The sequence below is a fragment of the Pleomorphomonas sp. PLEO genome, from assembly GCF_041320595.1.
Lineage (GTDB): Bacteria > Pseudomonadota > Alphaproteobacteria > Rhizobiales > Pleomorphomonadaceae > Pleomorphomonas.
The window spans coordinates 3,938,849-3,957,978 of the sequence record NZ_CP166625.1 but is presented as its reverse complement, the minus strand read 5'-3'; the positions used below and the strand labels follow the sequence as shown (position 1 = coordinate 3,957,978).

General features: G+C 62.1%; 16 protein-coding genes and 1 pseudogene. 5 read left to right on the top strand and 12 right to left on the bottom strand.

Annotated features, from left to right (window positions below; all coding sequences use genetic code 11):
- Positions 1–76 precede the first annotated feature (76 nt).
- From AB6N07_RS18360 to AB6N07_RS18320, 9 genes and pseudogenes are all read right to left on the bottom strand, one after another.
- Complete coding sequence (locus AB6N07_RS18360) at positions 77–994, bottom strand: tagatose-bisphosphate aldolase (RefSeq protein WP_370674507.1); 918 nt, start codon at positions 992–994, stop codon at positions 77–79.
- Between the two features lie 44 nt (positions 995–1,038).
- Positions 1,039–1,836, bottom strand: a complete 798-nt coding sequence (locus tag AB6N07_RS18355) for an ATP-binding cassette domain-containing protein (RefSeq protein ID WP_370678277.1) — start codon at positions 1,834–1,836, stop codon at positions 1,039–1,041.
- 2 nt (positions 1,837–1,838) lie between these two features.
- Entirely contained in the window at positions 1,839–2,948 is a 1,110-nt protein-coding gene (locus AB6N07_RS18350; RefSeq protein WP_370674506.1) for an ABC transporter permease, read from the bottom strand.
- 181 nt (positions 2,949–3,129) lie between these two features.
- Complete coding sequence (locus tag AB6N07_RS18345) at positions 3,130–4,107, bottom strand: ABC transporter substrate-binding protein (RefSeq protein ID WP_370674505.1); 978 nt, start codon at positions 4,105–4,107, stop codon at positions 3,130–3,132.
- Positions 4,108–4,408: 301 nt separating this feature from the next.
- A complete protein-coding gene (locus AB6N07_RS18340; RefSeq protein WP_370674504.1) occupies positions 4,409–5,389 on the bottom strand; it encodes a sugar-binding transcriptional regulator in 981 nt (326 codons plus the stop codon).
- Positions 5,390–5,634: 245 nt separating this feature from the next.
- A pseudogene (locus AB6N07_RS18335) lies at positions 5,635–5,733 on the bottom strand (Ku protein); the annotation flags it as partial.
- 78 nt (positions 5,734–5,811) lie between these two features.
- Positions 5,812–7,401 carry a copper resistance CopC/CopD family protein gene (locus tag AB6N07_RS18330; protein ID WP_370674503.1) on the bottom strand — a complete coding sequence of 530 codons (1,590 nt, stop codon included), beginning with the start codon at positions 7,399–7,401 and terminating at the stop codon, positions 5,812–5,814.
- A 50-nt stretch (positions 7,402–7,451) separates the two neighbouring features.
- On the bottom strand, positions 7,452–7,982 hold the full coding sequence (locus tag AB6N07_RS18325) for a YcnI family protein (RefSeq protein WP_370674502.1): 531 nt from the start codon (positions 7,980–7,982) through the stop codon (positions 7,452–7,454).
- A 40-nt stretch (positions 7,983–8,022) separates the two neighbouring features.
- The gene (locus AB6N07_RS18320; protein ID WP_370674501.1) at positions 8,023–8,355 is read right to left on the bottom strand and encodes a hypothetical protein; all 333 of its coding nucleotides are present in this window, start codon (positions 8,353–8,355) and stop codon (positions 8,023–8,025) included.
- A gap of 269 nt (positions 8,356–8,624) precedes the next feature.
- On the opposite strand from AB6N07_RS18320, the gene AB6N07_RS18315 reads away from it, so the two are divergent.
- From AB6N07_RS18315 to AB6N07_RS18300, 4 genes are all read left to right on the top strand, one after another.
- Positions 8,625–9,569: a lysylphosphatidylglycerol synthase domain-containing protein gene (locus AB6N07_RS18315; RefSeq protein ID WP_370674500.1), complete on the top strand. Its 945-nt coding sequence runs from the start codon at positions 8,625–8,627 to the stop codon at positions 9,567–9,569.
- 114 nt (positions 9,570–9,683) lie between these two features.
- Entirely contained in the window at positions 9,684–9,926 is a 243-nt protein-coding gene (locus AB6N07_RS18310; protein WP_370674499.1) for a hypothetical protein, read from the top strand.
- 142 nt (positions 9,927–10,068) lie between these two features.
- Positions 10,069–10,659, top strand: a complete 591-nt coding sequence (locus AB6N07_RS18305) for an acetate uptake transporter (protein WP_370674498.1) — start codon at positions 10,069–10,071, stop codon at positions 10,657–10,659.
- 197 nt (positions 10,660–10,856) lie between these two features.
- Positions 10,857–13,358: an FAD-dependent oxidoreductase gene (locus tag AB6N07_RS18300; protein ID WP_370674497.1), complete on the top strand. Its 2,502-nt coding sequence runs from the start codon at positions 10,857–10,859 to the stop codon at positions 13,356–13,358.
- 71 nt (positions 13,359–13,429) lie between these two features.
- Here the strand turns inward: AB6N07_RS18300 and AB6N07_RS18295 are convergent, their stop codons facing one another.
- Together AB6N07_RS18295 and AB6N07_RS18290 are read right to left on the bottom strand one after the other, a co-directional pair.
- Positions 13,430–14,794 (bottom strand): amino acid permease, encoded by a 1,365-nt coding sequence (locus AB6N07_RS18295; RefSeq protein ID WP_370674496.1) that lies wholly within the window; start codon positions 14,792–14,794, stop codon positions 13,430–13,432.
- Positions 14,795–14,948: 154 nt separating this feature from the next.
- A complete protein-coding gene (locus AB6N07_RS18290; protein ID WP_370674495.1) occupies positions 14,949–16,361 on the bottom strand; it encodes a tryptophanase in 1,413 nt (470 codons plus the stop codon).
- A gap of 412 nt (positions 16,362–16,773) precedes the next feature.
- Here AB6N07_RS18290 and AB6N07_RS18285 point away from each other — a divergent pair, with 412 nt between their 5' ends.
- Positions 16,774–17,487, top strand: coding sequence for a transcriptional regulator (locus tag AB6N07_RS18285; RefSeq protein ID WP_370674494.1), 714 nt, complete (start codon positions 16,774–16,776; stop codon positions 17,485–17,487).
- Between the two features lie 88 nt (positions 17,488–17,575).
- Here AB6N07_RS18285 and gtfA read toward each other — a convergent pair whose 3' ends face one another.
- On the bottom strand, positions 17,576–19,039 hold the full coding sequence (gtfA, locus tag AB6N07_RS18280) for a sucrose phosphorylase (protein ID WP_370674493.1): 1,464 nt from the start codon (positions 19,037–19,039) through the stop codon (positions 17,576–17,578).
- Between the last annotated feature and the right edge of the window lie 91 nt (positions 19,040–19,130).

The following is a 19,130-nucleotide window of genomic DNA, read 5'->3' as shown; positions in this document are numbered from 1 at the left end:
CGGCTGGCCGAAAGGCTGGCGGATGGAGTTGTGCCCCGGCGGAAGCGGTCTTTCGACCGCTCCTTTAGTTGAGGCATCAGGCCAGCTCGGGAACTCGCAGCGCAAATTTGTCGAGAACATCCTGAATCTGCCGCAGACGCGGCGTCGCAACGGTGGCGAGCCGGTCCTGCTCGACCTTGCGATCGAGCGAGATGCAGTCCTTCCACAGCGCGCGGCCGGCGATGACGCCGGAGGCGCCGTTCTGCATCGCCGTTTCCACTTGGCCGAGGAATGTCTTGTGGTCGACGCCCGCCGACAGCACGGCCCAGGGTACATCACCGGCCATGTCGGAAATGGCGCGGCAGGAGGCGGCGCTGCCGGGGAACGGCAGTTTCAGAACCTTGGATCCGTTATCGAGCGCGATGCGGGCGCAGCCTTCGATCAATTCGCCGAACTTCGCCTTGTAGGCCGCCTCGTCCTCGCCGTCGAAGGCATAGGTCAGGATCTCGACGACCAGGAGCAGATCTTCCTTGGCGAAGTCTGCGACGCAATCGCGGATGGTCTTGATGTTGTGCGTATTGGCCTCGGGGCGGTCGGGGCGCAGATAGACCATCAGTTTACCGCCGGTACCGCCCAATTCGCGGACCCGACGGGCATCGACGCCCGGCACCAGCTTGGAGAGGCGATAGCCCTTGGCATCCAGATCCCAGCCGGACGCATCAAGCCCGATCAACAGCGCGGTGTTGCGGCCGAGAACGCCGTCGTCAATGACGCGGGGCACGGCGCAAACCGGATCGAGCAGCACGCAGGAGGCTGAGTTGGCGAGATAGGCGACAATGTCGGACTTGACGTCGCCGAGCTTGTTTTCGTCGATTTTGGCCCGCTCCTCGGGGGTGGATGCGAGGATCTGGCGCATGGCGCCACGCTGGTCGCAGGCAACCACCATCATGCGGCCGTTGGTGCCGCAAATCTGCTGGTAGCCGCGATACTCCGCGGTTGTCATCCTGTTGGACATTTTGATTTCCCTGTTCGGTGTTGGTTGGATTGGGCGGACGGCGATCAGCCGACCATCAGGCGGACGACTTCGTTGGCGTTGGTGTCGGCGGCCCTGAGGTCGGCGACGGCACGGCCGCGGCGCATGATGAACAGCCGGTCGGCGACCTCGAAAACGTCCTGCATGTTGTGGGAGATGATGATCACCGGCACGCCGCGCGACTTCAGCGTCTCGATCAGCGACAGCACCTTCTTCTGCTCGGGAACACCGAGCGCGGCGGTCGGCTCATCCATGATCATCAGCTTGGCTTTCCAGTAGACAGCGCGTGCGATGGCTGTCGCCTGACGCTGTCCGCCGGACAGCGTGCGAACCGGAGCTTCGAGATTGCGGATATTGATGTGCAGTTCCGACAGGACGGCTTTCGCCTCGGAACGCATCTTGGCGTTGTCGAGGCCAGGCAGGAAACCATAGGCTTTGCCCGGGACCTCGCGGCCGAGGAAGATGTTCTCCGCCGCGCCGAGGTTGTCGCAGAGCGCCAGATCCTGGAACACCGTCTCGATGCCGAGGTCGCGAGCCTGCAACGGCGAGGGGATGTCGACTTCCTTGCCATCGAGTTCGATGGTGCCGCCGTCCGGCCGGTGAACGCCGGCGACCGTCTGGATCAGCGTCGACTTGCCGGCGCCATTGTCGCCGAGCAGGGCGATGGTCTCGCCGGGGTAGACGTCGAAGTCGACCTGATCGACGGCGATAAGACCGCCGAAGCGCTTGGTGATCTTGCGGCAGCGCAGGACCGGAGTGAGGCCTTCGGGATGTGGTGCCTGAGGGATCGACGCGGCGCTGGAGATGGGGTGGGATGCGAGCATGGTCATGGGAAGAACCTCCCCTTGGCCTGATCCACCAGGACGGCCATGATGATGACGGCGCCGACGGCGACGTATTGCCAGAAGGGGTCGATGCCCAGGATGACGAGGCCGTTTTGGATGACGGCGATCACCAGGGCGCCGACGACTGTGCCGAGGATGCGTCCTTGGCCGCCCAGCATCGACGCGCCGCCGATGGCGATGGCTGCGACCGACGACAGCATCAGCGCGTCGCCGGCATTGGCGACACCGCCGTTGAAGCGCAGCACATAGAGAAAGCCGGCCAGCGACGCCGAGACCGCGCACAGCACGTAGATCTTGAACAGCGTCCAGCCGAGCGGAATACCGGCCCGTGAAGCGGCCTTGGGATTGCCGCCGACGGCATAGACATGCCGGCCAAACCGGGTGCTACCGAGCAGCCAGCCACAGAACGAGGCGAGAATGACGATGTAGACGACCTGTAGCGGAAAGAAGCCGAGAACATCGCGCACGGCCGTTCCCGTCACGCCGCTCGGCATGGACAGGAAGCTGAGGCCGGCATCGGGATGGAAGTAAGCCAGGAAGCCGTTGCCGAAGAAACCCAGACCGCGCGTGCTGATGGAGACCGGCGGACCGCCGGACAGCACATAGGCGGCACCTTCAGCGACCGACAGGGAGCCGAGCGTGGCGATGAACGGCGGCACGCGCATGTAGGCGACGAGAACGCCGTTGACCGCGCCGGCGGCAATGCCGATGAAAAGTGACGTCATCAGGCCGAGCACGATGATCACCGGCAGTGGGTAGCCAGTCAGCGATTGCATGACGATCGCGCTGGCGACGCTTGAAAGCCCCATGACGAAGCCGGTCGACAGGTCGATGCCGGCCGAGATGATGACGAAGGTCTGCCCCAGGCCGAGCACAAGCAGCACAGCCATATTGGCGCCGACCGCCTGAAAGTTGAAAAGGTCGAAGAAGCCCGGTGCCGTGATCGAGAAAAAGACGATCAGGGCAATCAGAAAAAGAACGGCCCACATGCGGCCGGCAAAGGCGACGAGATTGGAGGGCGCCAGGACTTCGTCTTGCACCGTGGAGGCGTCTGGGGCCGAGGACGAAAGGCTGGTTGATTTGGCACTCATGGAGCGCGTCCTTGAGCTGGAAGGTGGAAAGGGGGCGCGCACCGCGCCGAACGCCATCGACCTGTCGATGGGCGTGTCAGGCCGCCGAGGCGGCACCGGTCGCTGCTTGAAAAAAATGACCCGGCGCCGCGCTTGGGCGGTCGTCTGGGAGAGTGGAGTCTCCCAGACGGGCCTTGCAGTGTTATTTGGCCTTGTAGATCGCAGACTGCGCTTCCGGACTGTCGACGTTGTCGCGGGTAATCGTCACGAAGGGGACGGCGACCTTGGCGGCGATGTCGGTCTTGCCCATGAGAGAGTCGTAGACCGACTGAACGGCGACGGCGCCAATCTGGCCGGGCTGCTGAGCGATGACGATATCGATCAGGCCGTCTTTCAGGCTGGCGATGGCTTCCTCGGGCGCGTCGAAGCTGGCAATCTTGACCGTGCCCTGCAGGTTGGCCGTGCGAACGGCAGCGGCCGCTCCCTGAGCGCTGAACAGATTGCCGCCGAAGACGGCGCCAATGTTCTTGTCGCGCTGCAGCGCGGCCTGCGTCAGGTTGGTCGCCGTCGTGGCGTTGCTCTGGGTGTAATCGACGCCAGCCAGCTTGACCGCGCCGTTGGTCGCTTCGACGGCGGCTTTACAGCCATCGCGGCGCAGTGTGTCCGAAGGAACATTCGGCGTCGAGACGAGCACGTAAAGCGAGCCCTTGCCGCCCATGCCGTCGATCAACGCCTTGCAGGCTGTCTCGCCACCGGCGAAGTTGTCGGACGAAACGCCTGCCACCGGGAAGGTGACGGTGCCCTTCTTGTAGTCGCCATCGCCGATGAACGTGTCGGCCGTAGCGATGGTGATACCAGCCTGAGAGGCGCGCTCAAGCACGGCGATCATGGCGGTCGGGTCGTTGGGCACGGCCACCATGCCATTGACCTTCTTGGCGATCATGGCGTCGATCAGCGGCGTCTGAAGCTGCGGGTTCCACTGGGAGGGGCCATCGGCAACCAGGGTGATGCCGAGCTCCTTGGCCTTGGCGCGCGCGCCCTTTTCCATGGTGACGTAGAAGGGGTCGCCCTTGATGCCGTAGATGAGGGCGATGGTGACGTCGGCGGGCTTCAGCGAAGCCGCCGTGACGGCGGTCGACGAAACGAGAACGGCGGCGAGCGCGGCTGCAAATTTCTTCATGTGTCTCCTCCCAAATCCGGCAGCTGCTCCTCGGGCTGGCCACCGGGCCCGGACGGTCATGATGACCCTCCGTGTTTGGCAGGAATCGTGTAACATCTTTCCGTAACAAATTTCAATAGACGATGACGATAATTTCATTCAGCATAAATTACTCCTGAAATAAGTTGCAAGCCGCAATTCGGCAACCAAAAGCTACGGAAGTTCCTCCTCATGAGTCGCCGATACGGTCTCACTGAGACGTGGAAATGCCGCGTCGAAACCGACGCTATGGTTAGATGGGAAGGGGGCGTTCGGTGGCGGCTCAGTCGCAGAGGTCGAGAACGGCCTGCGCGGTGCGCACGTCGGTGACGAGGATATTTATCAGCCGCGACCGTGCCGCGCCGATAATGGCCGCGGCCTTGGCGGTCGAAACGGCGACGCCAATAACCGACGGGATTTCCCTCAGTTGCTGCACCGACAAAGCAATCAACCGATCAGCGCCACTCCAGGAGATGAGCTGTCCGTCGATGTCAAAATAGTGGCGAATGACGTCGCCCGCGGCGCTGGTCAGCTGACGCTCGTCGGGTGTTACGCCCAGTTGGCCCGGTGTCGCGCTGACGTGCGGCAGGCCGATGCCGACAAGGGCCGCTTCCGCCGTATCCCACAGGGAGATGGTTTCGCGGATGCCGGGGTCGATAAGGAAAGCTTCGCGCAAATTGGCCGACGGCAGGTAGGGCGCATGCAGGAATCGAGGCGTCCCTCCCATCTGTTCCGCCGCCAGGCGAACAAACTCGTTGATCTGGAAATGAGAGGCTGTTTCCTGCATGCCGCCGTTGGCTGGCACGGTGATAACGCCGGGAATTTTCTCCAGGCCGGCTTGGATGATATCCCGAACGGCTCTTCCCCATCCGATCGCCACGACAGAACCCGGATGAAGGCCGGCATCCGTGAGGCAACTGGAAACAGCCCCGGCGAGCGAAGTGACGGCGTTGGCTTCGGGAACGTCGGCGACGACGGCGCGCTTCAACCCAAGTTTCGTCTCAAGATCGTGCGCCAGTTCCTCCGGCCCCACTAAATCCCGGACTTCGATCCGCACAATACCATCTTCGCGCGCGCGCTTGAGCAGCCGCGAAATGGTTGCCGTCGAGAGGCCAAGCTGTCTTGAGATCTCATTCTGGGGAATATTCGACAGGTAGTACAGCTTGGCGACGGTGTGCAGGAGAGCGCGCGACGATCCCGGCTCCTGCCCGCTGAAATCGGACAGATCAACCTCCCTGAAAAAGATTACAGGTCTCCTTAGCATCGCAGGAAATTTATTGAAACTGTCAATCCTACGAATAGGGACGCTTTTGATCCATCTAGGAAATTGATCCCCGGCGATGGGGGCCGGCGGGTTGGGTTGTAAGACAAAAAGCCCGGTCTATTCGCGGCCTTGAAAAACCAACCGGGGCTCAAGCTTCTCCGGAACCGCATTTCCCGCTTGCGAGTTTCCTGCTTCGATAGAAGGCGCCGACCCTGCGCCGCATCCTCCAAAGCGGGACGAGACGCGCGGACCCTTTCGGACTCGCTGGTGGCCGGTCCCATGGTCACGGGACAGGTGACGAGCGAAAGCTTGAGGTAGCCCTTCCAGAAGGTATGAGACGCCATTGATGGTCCTCCGGCTGCCCGAGGAAAACAACCGAAGGAGGAGCGCGGTTCCGTTGCGACGTTTGCATTCCCTTTGGATCACGGCACCGTCAGCACGCCCTCGAGCGACAGGCTTTCAAAATCGCTGATGAGCACGCTGAGCCGCAGGACCCAGGCGCCGCCGGCTGGGAAAATCAGGCCATCGACAAGCCAGTGTCCGTCCGCCACAAGCGTTGCCTGCCGCTGCAAGGGTTCAATGCCGGCGGCGGGGTTGGCGAGGCTGAGCCGCACCTCACGTGCCACCCACGGTCGGCCGTTGGCGTCGCTCAGGCGAATATCGAGGTCACCGTGGTCGCCGAGCTGGATCATCGCCATGCCGCGTGCCGTATGGATGTGCAGCATTGAGCGGTGGCGAAGGGCCGCCTCGGCGGCGGCGATGCTGCGGCGCGGCGGCGTAAAGCGCCAACCCGCGACGACGGCGAGCACGGCCAACAGCAGGCAGGCATCCACAGCAAGCACTTGGCTCAGCCGTTTGAGATGCATCCCATCACCCGTGGCGGCTCGCGGCACAAGAATGCGGCGGTTCAGGGCGCCGATGCCTAACATGACCAGCACCAGCACCAGTTTGGCGGTCAACAGGCGCCCGTAGTCCGTTCCTGTCAGGGTCGCCACGGCCACCCCTTGCAGGAGGGCGAGCGTCAGACCCGACAGTGCCAGCAGAGCGACAGTCGGCAACAGCAGAGCCGACAGCCGCAGCGCGGTCCGGCCTGCGTGCTCATGGCGCGTCGCAACGAGGATCAACAGCGGAAGCAGCGATCCGCCCCAAAGCGTTGCGGCGATGCCGTGCAGGGCGAGGGCAGGGCGCGCCACCCAGACGGGCGCCGCGGTGCTGGCGTGGCCGCTCAGAGTCAAGGCAAAGGCCACCGTAAGAAGCGCCGCCGCCGCCGATCCAATCGTGAGCCTGCCTGCGGGACGGCGCAGGGCGACGCCTGCGAGGATCAGCGCCACGATGCCAAGGACAAGTGTCTCGCCGTAGCGGGATTGCACACCCGCGAGCCAAGGGGCGGCGCCACCAAGAGTAGCGAGGTTTCCTCCAAGTTCGTCGAGCCCCTGCAGACCGAAGGAAAACGCCGTCGCCACGGCGCCAAGGCCAAGAAGAGCGGCAATCGTACGATCGGCAAGGGTCGGGCGCTGCCCGGCGGCAACAACTGTCAAAAAGAATGCCCCGCCGACACCGCCGATCCAGCCAAGATAGACGCCGATCCGGGCAAGCCAGATGAGGAGCGAGACGGTGAATGCCCGAACCACCGCCGCTTGCGGAGCGGCGCGATGGCTGGGGCGGCCAACGGAGAAGATCGATGTGCCGCCGACCGGATGGCCGTCGGCGGAAGCGACGCGCCAACTGAGGGCATAGGTGCCTTCTTCGGCAGCGGCGGGAAGCTCCACGATGACGTCATTATCCCGAGCGTTTGCCGCAACGTTATGGCTCCGACCATCGGGATCGAAGAACTTGAACGCCAGCGGAGTAACCGGCTCGTTGAAGGAAAGCCGAACATTCCCTGGCGTTATGGCAATGACGCCACCTTCGGCGGGATCGCTTCCAACGAGAGTGGCATGAGCAAAGCACGGATCGGCCAGCAACGCGCAGCCGACGACGATCAGGGCCAATCTTGAAAGGAAACGCAGCATCGGAGCGTCCTTTGAAAAGGCGGCGCGGTATTGGCGCGCCGCCCGTTCGATCACTTGGCGGGCGCGACGATTTTGACGCTTGGCGCCGGCGACTCGTAATCATCCGAGGTCTTGCCATCGGCAGGCACCTCGATCCAGCGCTCAACCTTGCCACCTTCGCATTCCTGAACCACTGGGAAGTAGACCGTGGCGCCTGCGGCAAACGCTTTAGTCAGCGTGCCGCGGAAAACGAACTCGTCGTAATAGTCATCCGGCAGGTTGCCCGTCCAAGAGAGCTCCTTTACGCCCTCGGTGACTGCGCTGCCGTGAAGGTCGTAACTGCCTTCGTACTTGCCTTTAGTGATGTCGAGAGTCCATCCCGCCTTGGGCATCGGTTTCACGCCAATGAATCCTTCGGGCATCTGCACGCGGACTTTCAGCGTCGCGGCGCCAGCGCAACCATGGGGCACACGGAGCACGGCTTTGTAGGTGGAACCGGCGGGTGCCTGCGGTGCCTCCAGCGTGATATGAGCGAGGGCGGCAACCGGGGCGGCAAGCAGCAGCGTGGCGGCTCCAAGAGCGGCCAGTTTGGTCTTGGTCATGGAATAGAGTCCTTGGGATCGAATGATGGGTATGGTCCAATCACGCGATTTCCGGCGGTGCTCTTGCGCCAACTGGCCCAGCCCTTGGACGGCTGACATTGTGTCTGAAATCGATGGAAATGACGAAGATGGCGACCGGCGATACGGTGCGTCGCGGCAGGTCGGCGACCGGGTCGAGTGGCCCTATCGCCGTGCCGAGCTTGCCGCAAAGCATGCACCAGTCGCAGCCAGCCCGACCGGACGGAGCGCCATGTTTGCTATCGTGGTGGTGAGCCGTGGGGTCTGAATGGCAAATGTCGGCGGCGTTGGCTGCGGTGGCAGCCGGCCGTGGCATCGGCAACATGAGTTGCAGCGCCAGGGCTATCGCAGCCACCAGCGCCAGCAGACTCCTTGCCCTTTGCTCCCACCGACCCACGGTGCCATCCCAGCTTCAGTTGCAAACGATTCTCAGTTTGTCCTAGGCCGGTTCAATGTTCTTTGTTCTATCGCAAACTCAAGTTTTGACGCGTCATCGGCGGTGGCTTTTCCTCCGAAAGTCTTCTTGAGGATTGATCCTGCTCCCCTGCCGCTCGTAAACTGGGTGCTTCGCCGGGGTCTTCGGACCTTCCATCGACATGAGGTGCCTTTAAGCGGCCGGAGCGAATGAAGCTAAAGCGTTATTTCTGGCCGGTGGTGGCGACAGCGACAATTGTGCTTTCCGTCTGGCTTCTTCTGCGGGAACTGCACGGGCTCTCCCTGGAAAAGGTTGGCGATAGCCTTGCCGCGATTCCCGCCCTGCATTGGGTTTTCGCGGCCATATCAACGTTGGTCGCTTACGCGGCGCTCGCGGGGTACGACCGGGTGGCGCTTCTGCATCTCGGCAGGCGAATCGATTGGCTGTTCATCACCATCTGCTCGTTCACCACCTATGCGTTGTCGCACAATATCGGTGCCTCGGTCGTCTCTGGCGGCGTGGTTCGCTATCGTGCCTATTCGACCAAGGGGCTGTCGCCAGCCGAGATCGGTCTCCTCGTTGCTTTTTGCTCGTTCACCTTCATCCTCGGCACGGTGACACTGATCGGCTTCGTCCTGGTGCTCGACCCGGACATCGTCCTTCGCTTCGGTGACCTTTTGCCCCTCACCGCGTCGCGGGCGACGGGTGTTTTTCTTCTGCTGCTGGTGGCGCTCTACCTGATCGGCAGTCTCCTGCGACTGCGGCCGCTCCATATTGGCCGCTTCGCTATCGTCTATCCGTCATTGCATGTGACGCTGTCGCAGATAGCCGTCGCGGCCAGCGAATTGCTGGGGGCGGCCGGCATTATCTATTTCGCCCTGCCGGAAGCCGGCAATCCCGGCTACTTCATTGTGCTCGGTATCTTCCTGATGTCGTTTTCGGCGGCATTGATCTCGCATGTGCCCGGCGGCCTCGGCGTGCTGGAACTGGTGTTCGTCATGGGGCTACCGGATATGGCCGGCGCTGACGTGATCGCCGCGCTCCTGGTGTTTCGCCTTTTTTATCTGATCGTTCCCTTGATGATGGCGCTGGTGGTGGTGCTGCTGTTCGAGCGGTCGCGCTTCCGTTCGGAACAGGTCTCCGAGAAAACATGACAACGCTCTGCGGGAACATGACGCAGAACTTCAGGTTTCTCGTTTTTTCGTCTCGAATGCGCTATTGTTAGCCGCCGCTGGCGCAGTCGGACGCCGGACGAAGGAGGCGAGACGATGAGCATCTCCAGTCTGCCGTTCTTGGTTCGCTTCTTGATGCGCCATGCCGCGATTGGTTTTGGCGTCGCCGTATTTTTCGTCGGGTTGCTGTTGGCGTTCGATATCGGCGGTATCGCGACGCTTATTTTTGCCTCGTCATCGGCCGTGCTGGCGCTGGCAGTTCTCACCTTTTCGGTCGGGCTCACTTTTTCCAGCGTGCAGATGGGCTTCGCGGTGATGTTCCTGCGCGACGACAGCTGACGGCGGTCCTTGCCGGTATGCGTCTTTCCCAACTCGTTTTTCCCGGCATCTCCTCTAGGGATGACGCCTCCGGGGCTCGTGGCGGACGCTGATGCGCGCCAGTGAGCGCCGGCGCCTGCCAACTCCTGCCCGGATGATTCCAATGAGCTCCGCCCATTCGACCGATGCCACCGCCAATCCAGCCCCGCTCGGGCTTATGGGCTTCGGCATGACCACCTTGCTTCTCAATTTCCACAATGCCGGCTTCTATCCGATGGACACGATGATCCTCGCCATGGGCATCTTCTATGGCGGTCTCGCCCAGATGATCGCGGGCATCATGGAGTGGAAGAAGGGCAACACCTTCGCCGCCACCGCTTTCACCAGCTACGGCATGTTCTGGCTGGCGCTGGTTGGCCTCATCGTTCTCCAGAAGACCTCGCTCGGCATCGCCGGCCCGTCGCCGGACGCCGCCATGCCGGCTTTCCTCGGCATGTGGGGTGTGTTCACGGCCATCATGTTCATCGCTACGCTGCGCCTCAATCGCGCGCTGCAGGTGGTGTTCGGCTCGCTGACCGTGCTGTTCGCACTGCTCGCCATTGGCGATGCCACCGGTAACGAGGCGATCACCCACCTCGCTGGCTGGGAGGGCCTGTTCTGCGGCGCCTCGGCCATCTATGCCGGTCTGGCACAGGTGCTGAACGAGGTCTACGGCCGCACTCTCTGGCCGATTGGGCCGGTAAAGCGCGCCTGATCAACTGAACGGGAGGCGGGAGAGGGCGCTCTTCCGCCTCCTTGAGATCGCGACCCTCCCCCTTTCGGTGGGAAAACGACGCCGAGATCGGCTCCACTCCGGACAAGCTACCTGGCTCCTACTTATTTTCCGGTCTTGCTACCGCCCCAATATTTCAGTAACTGCGTATATATGCACTACATGGAATGGAGTCGGGCATGAAGATCATCATCGTTGGCGGCGTTGCCGGTGGCGCCACCGCTGCGGCTCGCCTGCGCCGCCTCGACGAGAAAGCGGAAATCGTCCTTATCGAGCGCGGCCCTTACATCAGCTTTGCCAACTGTGGGCTGCCCTATCACATCTCCGGCGCCATTCCCGAGCGCAACAAGCTGTTGGTCACCTCGGAGGCGGGGTTCGAGGCGCGCTATCACGTTGATGTCCGCTCGCGTACCGAAGCGATCTCCATCGACCGCGCCGCCAAGACCGTGACGCTGCGCAATCTCGACAGCTGCGAGGAGATGACGGAGAGCTACGACCGCCTGCTGCTATCGCCCGGCGCCGAAGTCCTGAAGCCGCCGACCCCCGGCATTGGCTCGCCGCGCATTTTCACGCTGCGCAACATTCCCGACCTCGACCGCATCATGGCCTCCCTTGCCGAAAACAAGCCGCGTAGGGCGGTAGTGATCGGCGGCGGCTACATCGGCCTCGAAGTCGCCGAAAACTTCCATGAGCGTGGCCTGTTCACAACCGTTGTCGAGGGGGCTCCGCATGTTCTTGCTCCCTTCGATGACGAGATGGCGGCCATCGTTCATGCCCATATGCGCGACAAGGAGATCGAACTTCACCTCGACGACAAGGTCGAGCATTTCGAGGATCGGCCCGATCACACCATCGTCTTCCTGGCCTCAGGCAAGCGCATCCAAGCCGACATCGTCGTACTGGCCATCGGCGTTCGCCCCGAGGTGAAGCTCGCTCGCGACGCCGGTCTTGAGCTCGGTGCCGTCGGCGGCATCAAGGTCGACGAGCATCTTGCTACCTCCGACCCCGATATCTTCGCGGTCGGCGACGCCATCGAGGTGATGAACAGGGTGTCCGGCCGCATGGCGCTGATCCCGCTGGCCGGTCCGGCCAACCGGCAGGCGCGTATCATCGCCGACAACATGCTGTCCGCCGATCCCGCCGATTACAAAAGCTATGGCGGCACGCTTGGGACCGCGATTTTGAAGGTGTTCGACCTCGCAGCTGCCTGTACGGGCCTCAATGAGGCAGCGGTGAAGGCGCTCGGTATTCCCTATCGGGCCAGCATCACCCACTCCGGCTCGCATGCGTCCTACTACCCCGGCAGCCAGCAGATCAGCCTCAAGCTGGTCTACGGCCTTGATGGTACGATCCTCGGTGCTCAGGCCGTCGGCGTCGATGGTGCCGACAAGCGCATCGACATTATTGCCACGGCGATCCGCGCCGGTCTCAAGGTGACCGATCTCACCGAACTGGAACTCGCTTATGCGCCGCCCTTCGGCTCGGCCAAGGATCCGGTCAACATCGCCGGCTATGTCGCCGAGAACGTGCTCAACGGCAGCCACGAAATCATCGGCTGGCGCGACCTGCGCGACCTCCTGCGAGATGCTCCCACGTCCGTCCAACTCGTTGACGTTCGCACGCCGGAGGAATTCTCGATCCGTACGCTGCCGGGCGCGCGCAACATCGAACTCGACCATCTGCGCGAGCGGCTCGGTGAACTCGATCCGAAACAGCCATTGATTGTCTTCTGCCAAGTTGGACTTCGTGGTTACCTCGCCTATCGCGTCCTGAAGCAGGCCGGCTTCAAGGATGCTCGCAACCTGACCGGCGGCTTCAAAACCTACTCTTGGGCGACTGAGAAGCAATCGAGCACGGATATCTTCGACTATGAAGACATTCGTCGACGCGATCCTTCGGAAGTCGAGCCCCAAAAGGGCAGTTGCCGTGTGGGCGTTACGGATGGCGTGCAAACGCTTGACGTTACCGGCCTGCAATGCCCTGGCCCCATCCTCAAAACCTTCCGCGCCATCGAGGCGATGGAGGCTGGTGACCTTCTGGAGGTACGGGCGTCGGACCCCGCCTTTGGCCGCGATATCCGCGCCTGGGCCGACAAGACCGGCCATCAGTTGCTCGGCGTCGGCACCGAGAAGGGCGTGATCACCGCCCGCATCCGCAAAGCGGCGCCGGCTCTGGTTCCGGCCGACGTTGGGGTGGCTGCGGCACCCCGTGATGGCGCGACGCTGGTGGTGTTCTCCGGCGACCTCGACAAGGTGATGGCCTCGCTGATTATCGCCAATGGTGCCCTTGCCATGGGGTCGAAGGTCACGCTGTTCTTCACCTTCTGGGGGCTCAACGTTCTGCGGAAACCCGACGCGCCGAGTCCACGAAAACCAATGATCGATGCTGCCTTCGGCTTCATGTTGCCGAAAGGGGCGGGCCGGCTCAACCGCCTGTCCAACATGAACTTCGCTGGTCTCGGTGGCAGGCTGATGCGCAAGGTTATGGGTGACAAGCACGTTGACAGCCCGGCGAGCCTGCTTGCTTCGCTGGTCGATGGTGGTGCCACTCTGGTCGCCTGTCAGATGTCGATGGACGTCATGGGCATCCGTCGCGAGGAGCTGATTGACGGTGTTGAGATCGGCGGCGTTGCGACATTCCTCGGGCGGGCGCAGCAGTCGGCGACCACGCTATTCATCTGACTGGCGATAAAAAAAGCGGCGCGGCCTCATTGAGACCGCGCCGTTTGGTATTTCTCGTAAGCAGCAGTCGATTATTCGGCGGCGGCAGTCCGCGCGTTACCGCGGAACATGAAGCCGACGTAGAGGACGATCAGCCAGACCGGCAGGACGAGAACCGACATGCGCATGTCCGGCATCTGGGTCATCACCACGATGATCATGGCCATGAAGGCGACGCAGAAGTAGTTGGCGATCGGGTAGAAGGGCGCCGGGAAGGTCAGCTTGCCGGCGTCCGCCGCATGCGCCTTGCGGAACTTCATGTGGACCAGCACGATCATCACCCAGGTGATGGTGGCGGCAGTGGTGGCAAGAGCCATCACCTGCATGAAGGCTCCCTCGGGGACCAGGTAGTTGATGAGGACTACGACGAGCGTGCAGGCCGACGAGAACAGGATCGCCACATAGGGGACCTTGTTGCCGCCGAGCTTGGTGAACACCTTCGGGGCGTTGCCCTGTTCGGCAAGGCTGTAGAGCATGCGGCCGTTGGAGTAGATGCCGGAGTTGTAGACCGAGACGGCGGCCGTCAGCACCACGAAGTTCAGGATATTGGCAGCGGAGCCGATGCCGAGCTTTGAGAAGATGGTGACGAACGGGCTGCCTTCCATGCCGACCTGATCCCACGGGAAAATGATCATCATCACGGTGAGGGCGCCGATGTAGAAGATCAGGATACGCCACATCACCTGACGGATGGCCTGGGGGATCGACTTCTTCGGATCGTCCGCTTCGCCGGCAGTGATGCCGATCAGTTCCGTGCCGCCGAAGGAGAACATCACCACGACGAGTGACAGCAGGAGCCCCCAGACGCCGTTCGGCAGGAAGCCGCCATGCACCCAAAGGTTCGACAGGCCGGTTGCTTCGCCGCCGAGGCCGAAGACGATCAGCACCAGACCGAGGACGATCATGCCGATCACCGCCAGCACCTTGATGATGGCGAACCAGAATTCGGCTTCGCCATAAAGGCGGACGTTGATCAGGTTGATGCCGGTGATCGAGACCAGCACGATCAGCGATGTCAGCCAATGTGGAAAGTCGGGGAACCAGTAGGCAACGTAGATGCCCACCACCGTCAGTTCGGCCATCGAGACGAGGATGTAGAGGAACCAGTAGTTCCAGCCGGCCAGGAATCCGGCGAACTCGCCCCAGTATTTGTAGGCGAAGTGGCTGAAGGCGCCGGCGACCGGTTCTTCGGTCGACATCTCACCGAGCATGCGCATGATGAGATACATCACGAAGCCGCCGATGATGTAAGAGACGATGATGCCGGGCCCGACCAGCTTGATCGAGGCAGCCGAGCCGTAGAACAAGCCCGTGCCGATCGCTCCACCGAGAGCGATCATCTGGATGTGGCGGTTCTTGAGACCGCGCGCGAGATGCGATTGCGTTTCCGAAGACATCTTGTCCTCCCGTTAAGCCGGATAGCATGGGTCGTGACGGCCCGTTATCCGGTCTATCCCCCTACGGTACGAGCGCCGCCGTCCCTCCTCGGCCCGCGGCGCCCGCTTGCTTGTTCCGGTCAGTCCGCCGTCACTGGGCGGCGACCGTGTATTCCTATTGTTTCACCCGCTTGGCGTCCGTGGCGATCGGCTCGAGATGCGCCTGGAAGTGCCTGAGAATTGGCGGCTCCCAGGTGATGCGATAGCCGCGCGTGATGGTGTGGGCGCGCTGTTTGATCTCGATCAGGGCCTCGGCCATGATGTCGATGTGGGCCTGCGTGTAGACCCGGCGCGGAATGGCGAGGCGGGTGAACTCGAAATCGGCCTTGAGCTGCTTGCCCGTGTCCGGGTCGTTGCCCAGCATGTAAGAGCCGATGTCGCAGGAGCGGATGCCCGCTTCCTTGTAGAGCTCGATGGCCAGCACCTGGCCGGGGAACTCGTTGTAAGGAATGTGCGGCAACATGGCGCGGGCGTCGACGAACACACCATGGCCACCGGCCGGGGTCTGATAGCCGATGCCGGCGTCGTCGAGGCGAGCGGCGAGGTACTCCACCTGACCGATGCGGTAACGCAGGTAGTCGTTGTCGATACCCTCGTAGAGGCCGATGGCCAACGCTTCGAGGTCGCGGCCGGCGAGGCCGCCATAGGTGAAGAAGCCCTCGTAGGAGATGCAGTTCGCCTTGATCTTCAGGATCAGTGGCGAGTTGGCATCCTTGACGCCGATCAAGCCGCCGATGTTGACGATGGCATCCTTCTTGGCCGACATGGTGAACATGTCGCCGTAGGAGAACATCTCGCGGATGATCTCCTTGATCGACTTGTTCTGATAGCCCGGCTCGTCACGCTGCACGAAATAGGCGTTCTCGGCATAGCGGGCGGCGTCGATGTCGAGCGTGATGCCGTTGGCCTTGGCGATCTCGGCGACCTCGCGCATGTTCTGCATCGACACCGGCTGGCCACCGGCCGAGTTGTTGGTGATCGTCATGACGATCAGGCCAATGTTCTCGGCGCCCAGCTCGGCGATGGTCTTCTTCAGTTTCGCAACATCCATGTTGCCCTTGAAGGGCGCGCGGTGCGACGGATCCTTGGCGACCGCGACGACGCAGTCGATGCAGCGGGCGCCGGTCAGTTCGACATGGGCGCGCGTCGTATCGAAGAACATGTTGGAGATGGCGAACTTGCCCTTGCCGAGCAGGATCGGGAACAGCACCTTCTCGGCGGCCCGGCCCTGGTGCACGGGCTGGATGTAGCCGTAATTGAAGATGTCCTTGCCCGCCTCGAGCAGCTTGTAATAGCTCGACGAACCAGCGTAGGCCTCGTCGCCGCGCATTACGCCGGCCCACTGCTCCTGGCTCATGGCGCCGGTGCCGCTATCGGTCAACAGGTCGATGTAGCAGTCCTCGCCGGCAAGGTTGAAGACGTTGTAGTGCGCCTCGGCGATCTTCGCCGCGCGCTCCTCCGCCGAGAGCATCCTGAGCGGTTCCACTGCCTTGATGCGGAACGGTTCGGGGAAATACTTGATAGCCATTGTCCGTTACCTCCTACAGACCATTGGGCACCCCGGTCGTCGCATGCGACTGGCGGACAGCGTCTCTAGGAATCTGCAAACATTTTCTCACATGAGCGAGAATTTGACGCTCATGTGTTCATATCTGTGGCATTTCGACCGATAAGTGTCAATTAATTTACATTATCCTAGGGTTTCCTCGGATTTCCGGACTCGAATGTGTGGATATTTTTGCAATCGGCGCGCGTGTTGAAAATTATGTTGCGCTAAGGCGCCTCTGGGATTCCCGATAGTTGCGCGGACAGACGGGGTCATCAGGACATGGCGAAGGACCGGTTCCCTCATGCTGCCTAGAACCCGGATTGACAAAAACAGCGCGACCACCCCAAGTCGGGCGGAAAGGCCGGATGGAGTCCGGCGGGGAGACGTGCCGATGGCGGGTGGTTGGATCCAGCGCTACATGAAGCTGACGGAGTTTCTCGGCTCCGTGTTGGGGCCGGATTACGAAGTGGTGCTGCACGATCTCGGCGATGCCGACAAATCGATCATCGCCATTGCCAACGGTCACGTCAGCGGCCGCACCATCGGTGCACCACTCACCTCGGTGGCGCTGCAGTCGATTATCAACCACTCCTATGAGACGCAGGATTATCGCCTCAACTATGTTGGTGTTGCCGGTACCAAACTGCTGCGTTCCTCGACATTCTTCGTCAAGGACGAGGAGGGGCGCCTCGTTGGCATGCTATGCATCAACTTCGACGACAGCCGCTACCGCGAGCTGTCCGACCGCATCCTGAAGCTGCGCCACCCCGACATCTTCGTCGAGACCAACTTCGCTTATGACGAGGATGCGGCGGCCGTGCGGGCTACGCCCCCGTCGGTCGAGAGTAGCGAGAGTTTTCCCAATTCCCTGACCGAACTCACCGACCATCTGCTCGATGAAGAGTTGCGGTCACGCGAGGCGGCCGGCGAACGGCTCAGCCACAAGGACAAGCTCGCCTTGGTGGGGGTCCTCAACGCCAAGGGTATCTTCATGATGAAGGGCGCCGTCAAATACGTCGCCGAAAAGCTCGGGTGTTCGCAGACCACAATCTACCGCTATCTCAACCGCATGAACGGCGGGGCGGAGGACGGCAGCGAAACCTGAGAGTTTTGGTTGTCAGATAGCCGATAAAGGCGCGAAAGCAAGATGGCCCGCCGTGCGGACCATCAATTGGTCTTGCAAATTCTCGCCGTTAGCCGACGACGAACTGTCCGTCTCCGGCCGCGCCCTTGTGGCTGATTCTGGCAGTCATTGCCTTGAAGTCGACGTCGAGCGCGGCGTGCTCGTCGCCCCTTGTCCAGCTTAGCACCAGGCGGTTCGACGACGGCTGCTCCACGGCAAAGTCACCATTGAAGGCCGGATGGCTGTTGCGGAAACGCGCGAGGTCGAAGAGCTTCTTGACCACCGGCTTTTCGAGCGCCGCCGTCACTTCCGCCGGCTTGTAATAGTGGCGATTGATGTCGCGGCCGACCTTGGTGTGTTGGAGAAGCTCCATGTCGTTCACGCCGCCCAGAAGGCCGACATAGTAGACCTGGGGGATGCCGGGCGCGAAGAACTGCAGGGCGCGGGCGATGAGGTATTCGCTGTCGCGCTTGCCGAGCGCGTCGTAGTAGGTGCAGTTGACCTGATAGAGATCGAGATTGGAGGCCGCGGCGCCCGTTGCCTGCCGGCTTTCACCGCCAGAACGGTCGTGCATCGTCTCTACCAGCGCGTCGAGCGCGGCGGGGGCGAGCAGGCCTGGCCGACCATCCGTGGCCGCGCCCACGTCGATGACGCCGATGCCGTCATGGGTGTCGAGCACGGTGATGGCATTGCGTGGGCTGATCTTCAGCCATTCGGCCAGCGGTCCCGCTTCGCAGGTGAACAGGGCATGCAGCACCAGCGGCGGCAGCGCAAAATCGTAGACGCGGTCGACTTTCTTGGCGATTTCGATCTGGTCGCGGTAGTAGCTGTGGATCTCGACCAGCACCTCCATATCGAGGCCGCGCGCCTTCTCCGCCAACTCGCCGAGGAAGGCATAAGTCTCCGGAATCATGAACGAGCTCGTTCCCGGCTTCTTGACCGCATAACCGGCAGCGTCGAGCCGGATGGCGGTGATGCCACCTTCCTTGAAGCTGGCAAAAATGGCGTCGAGATAGGCGGCGCCATGTTTTGAGAAGACGTCGATATCAATCTGCTTCGGCGTGAACGTGGTCCAGATGAGGCGCTTCGAGCCATCGCCAAAGGACGTCTTGTTGAAGGGAAAGCCAGGGCGAGGCCGATAGATAGCGAGCAGGTCCTGCTCGGAGGCGCCGTTCGGGAACACCTTGCCGAAGGTCAGGAACATATCGGCGAAGTCGGAGGCATCGCCCTTTTCGAGGAAGTCCTTGAAGGCCGGCGAGTCGGCCGAGACGTGGTTAACGATCATATCGGCCATGATGTCGACCGACGCCGAAAGCGCGCGGACGTCGTTCCAGTCACCGAGGCGCGGATCGACCAGCGTATGATCGATCGGGTCGAAGCCAGCATCGGCGCCATCGATCGGGTCGAAGAAGGGTAGGGGATGGACACCGCCGATCACACCCTTGAGTGGACCGTCGACGAGTGCCTTGAGATCGGAGAAACCGCCGGCCGTCAGCCGGTCGACATAGGTGATGAGCTGGACTTGGTTCTTCACGATGCTGTTCCCCGGGGGATCGCTCGCTCCCGGGCTCGCAACCAGCGGGCCAAGGGTGGGCGCTCCAGATTGTCTTGGCGGAACATCCGGC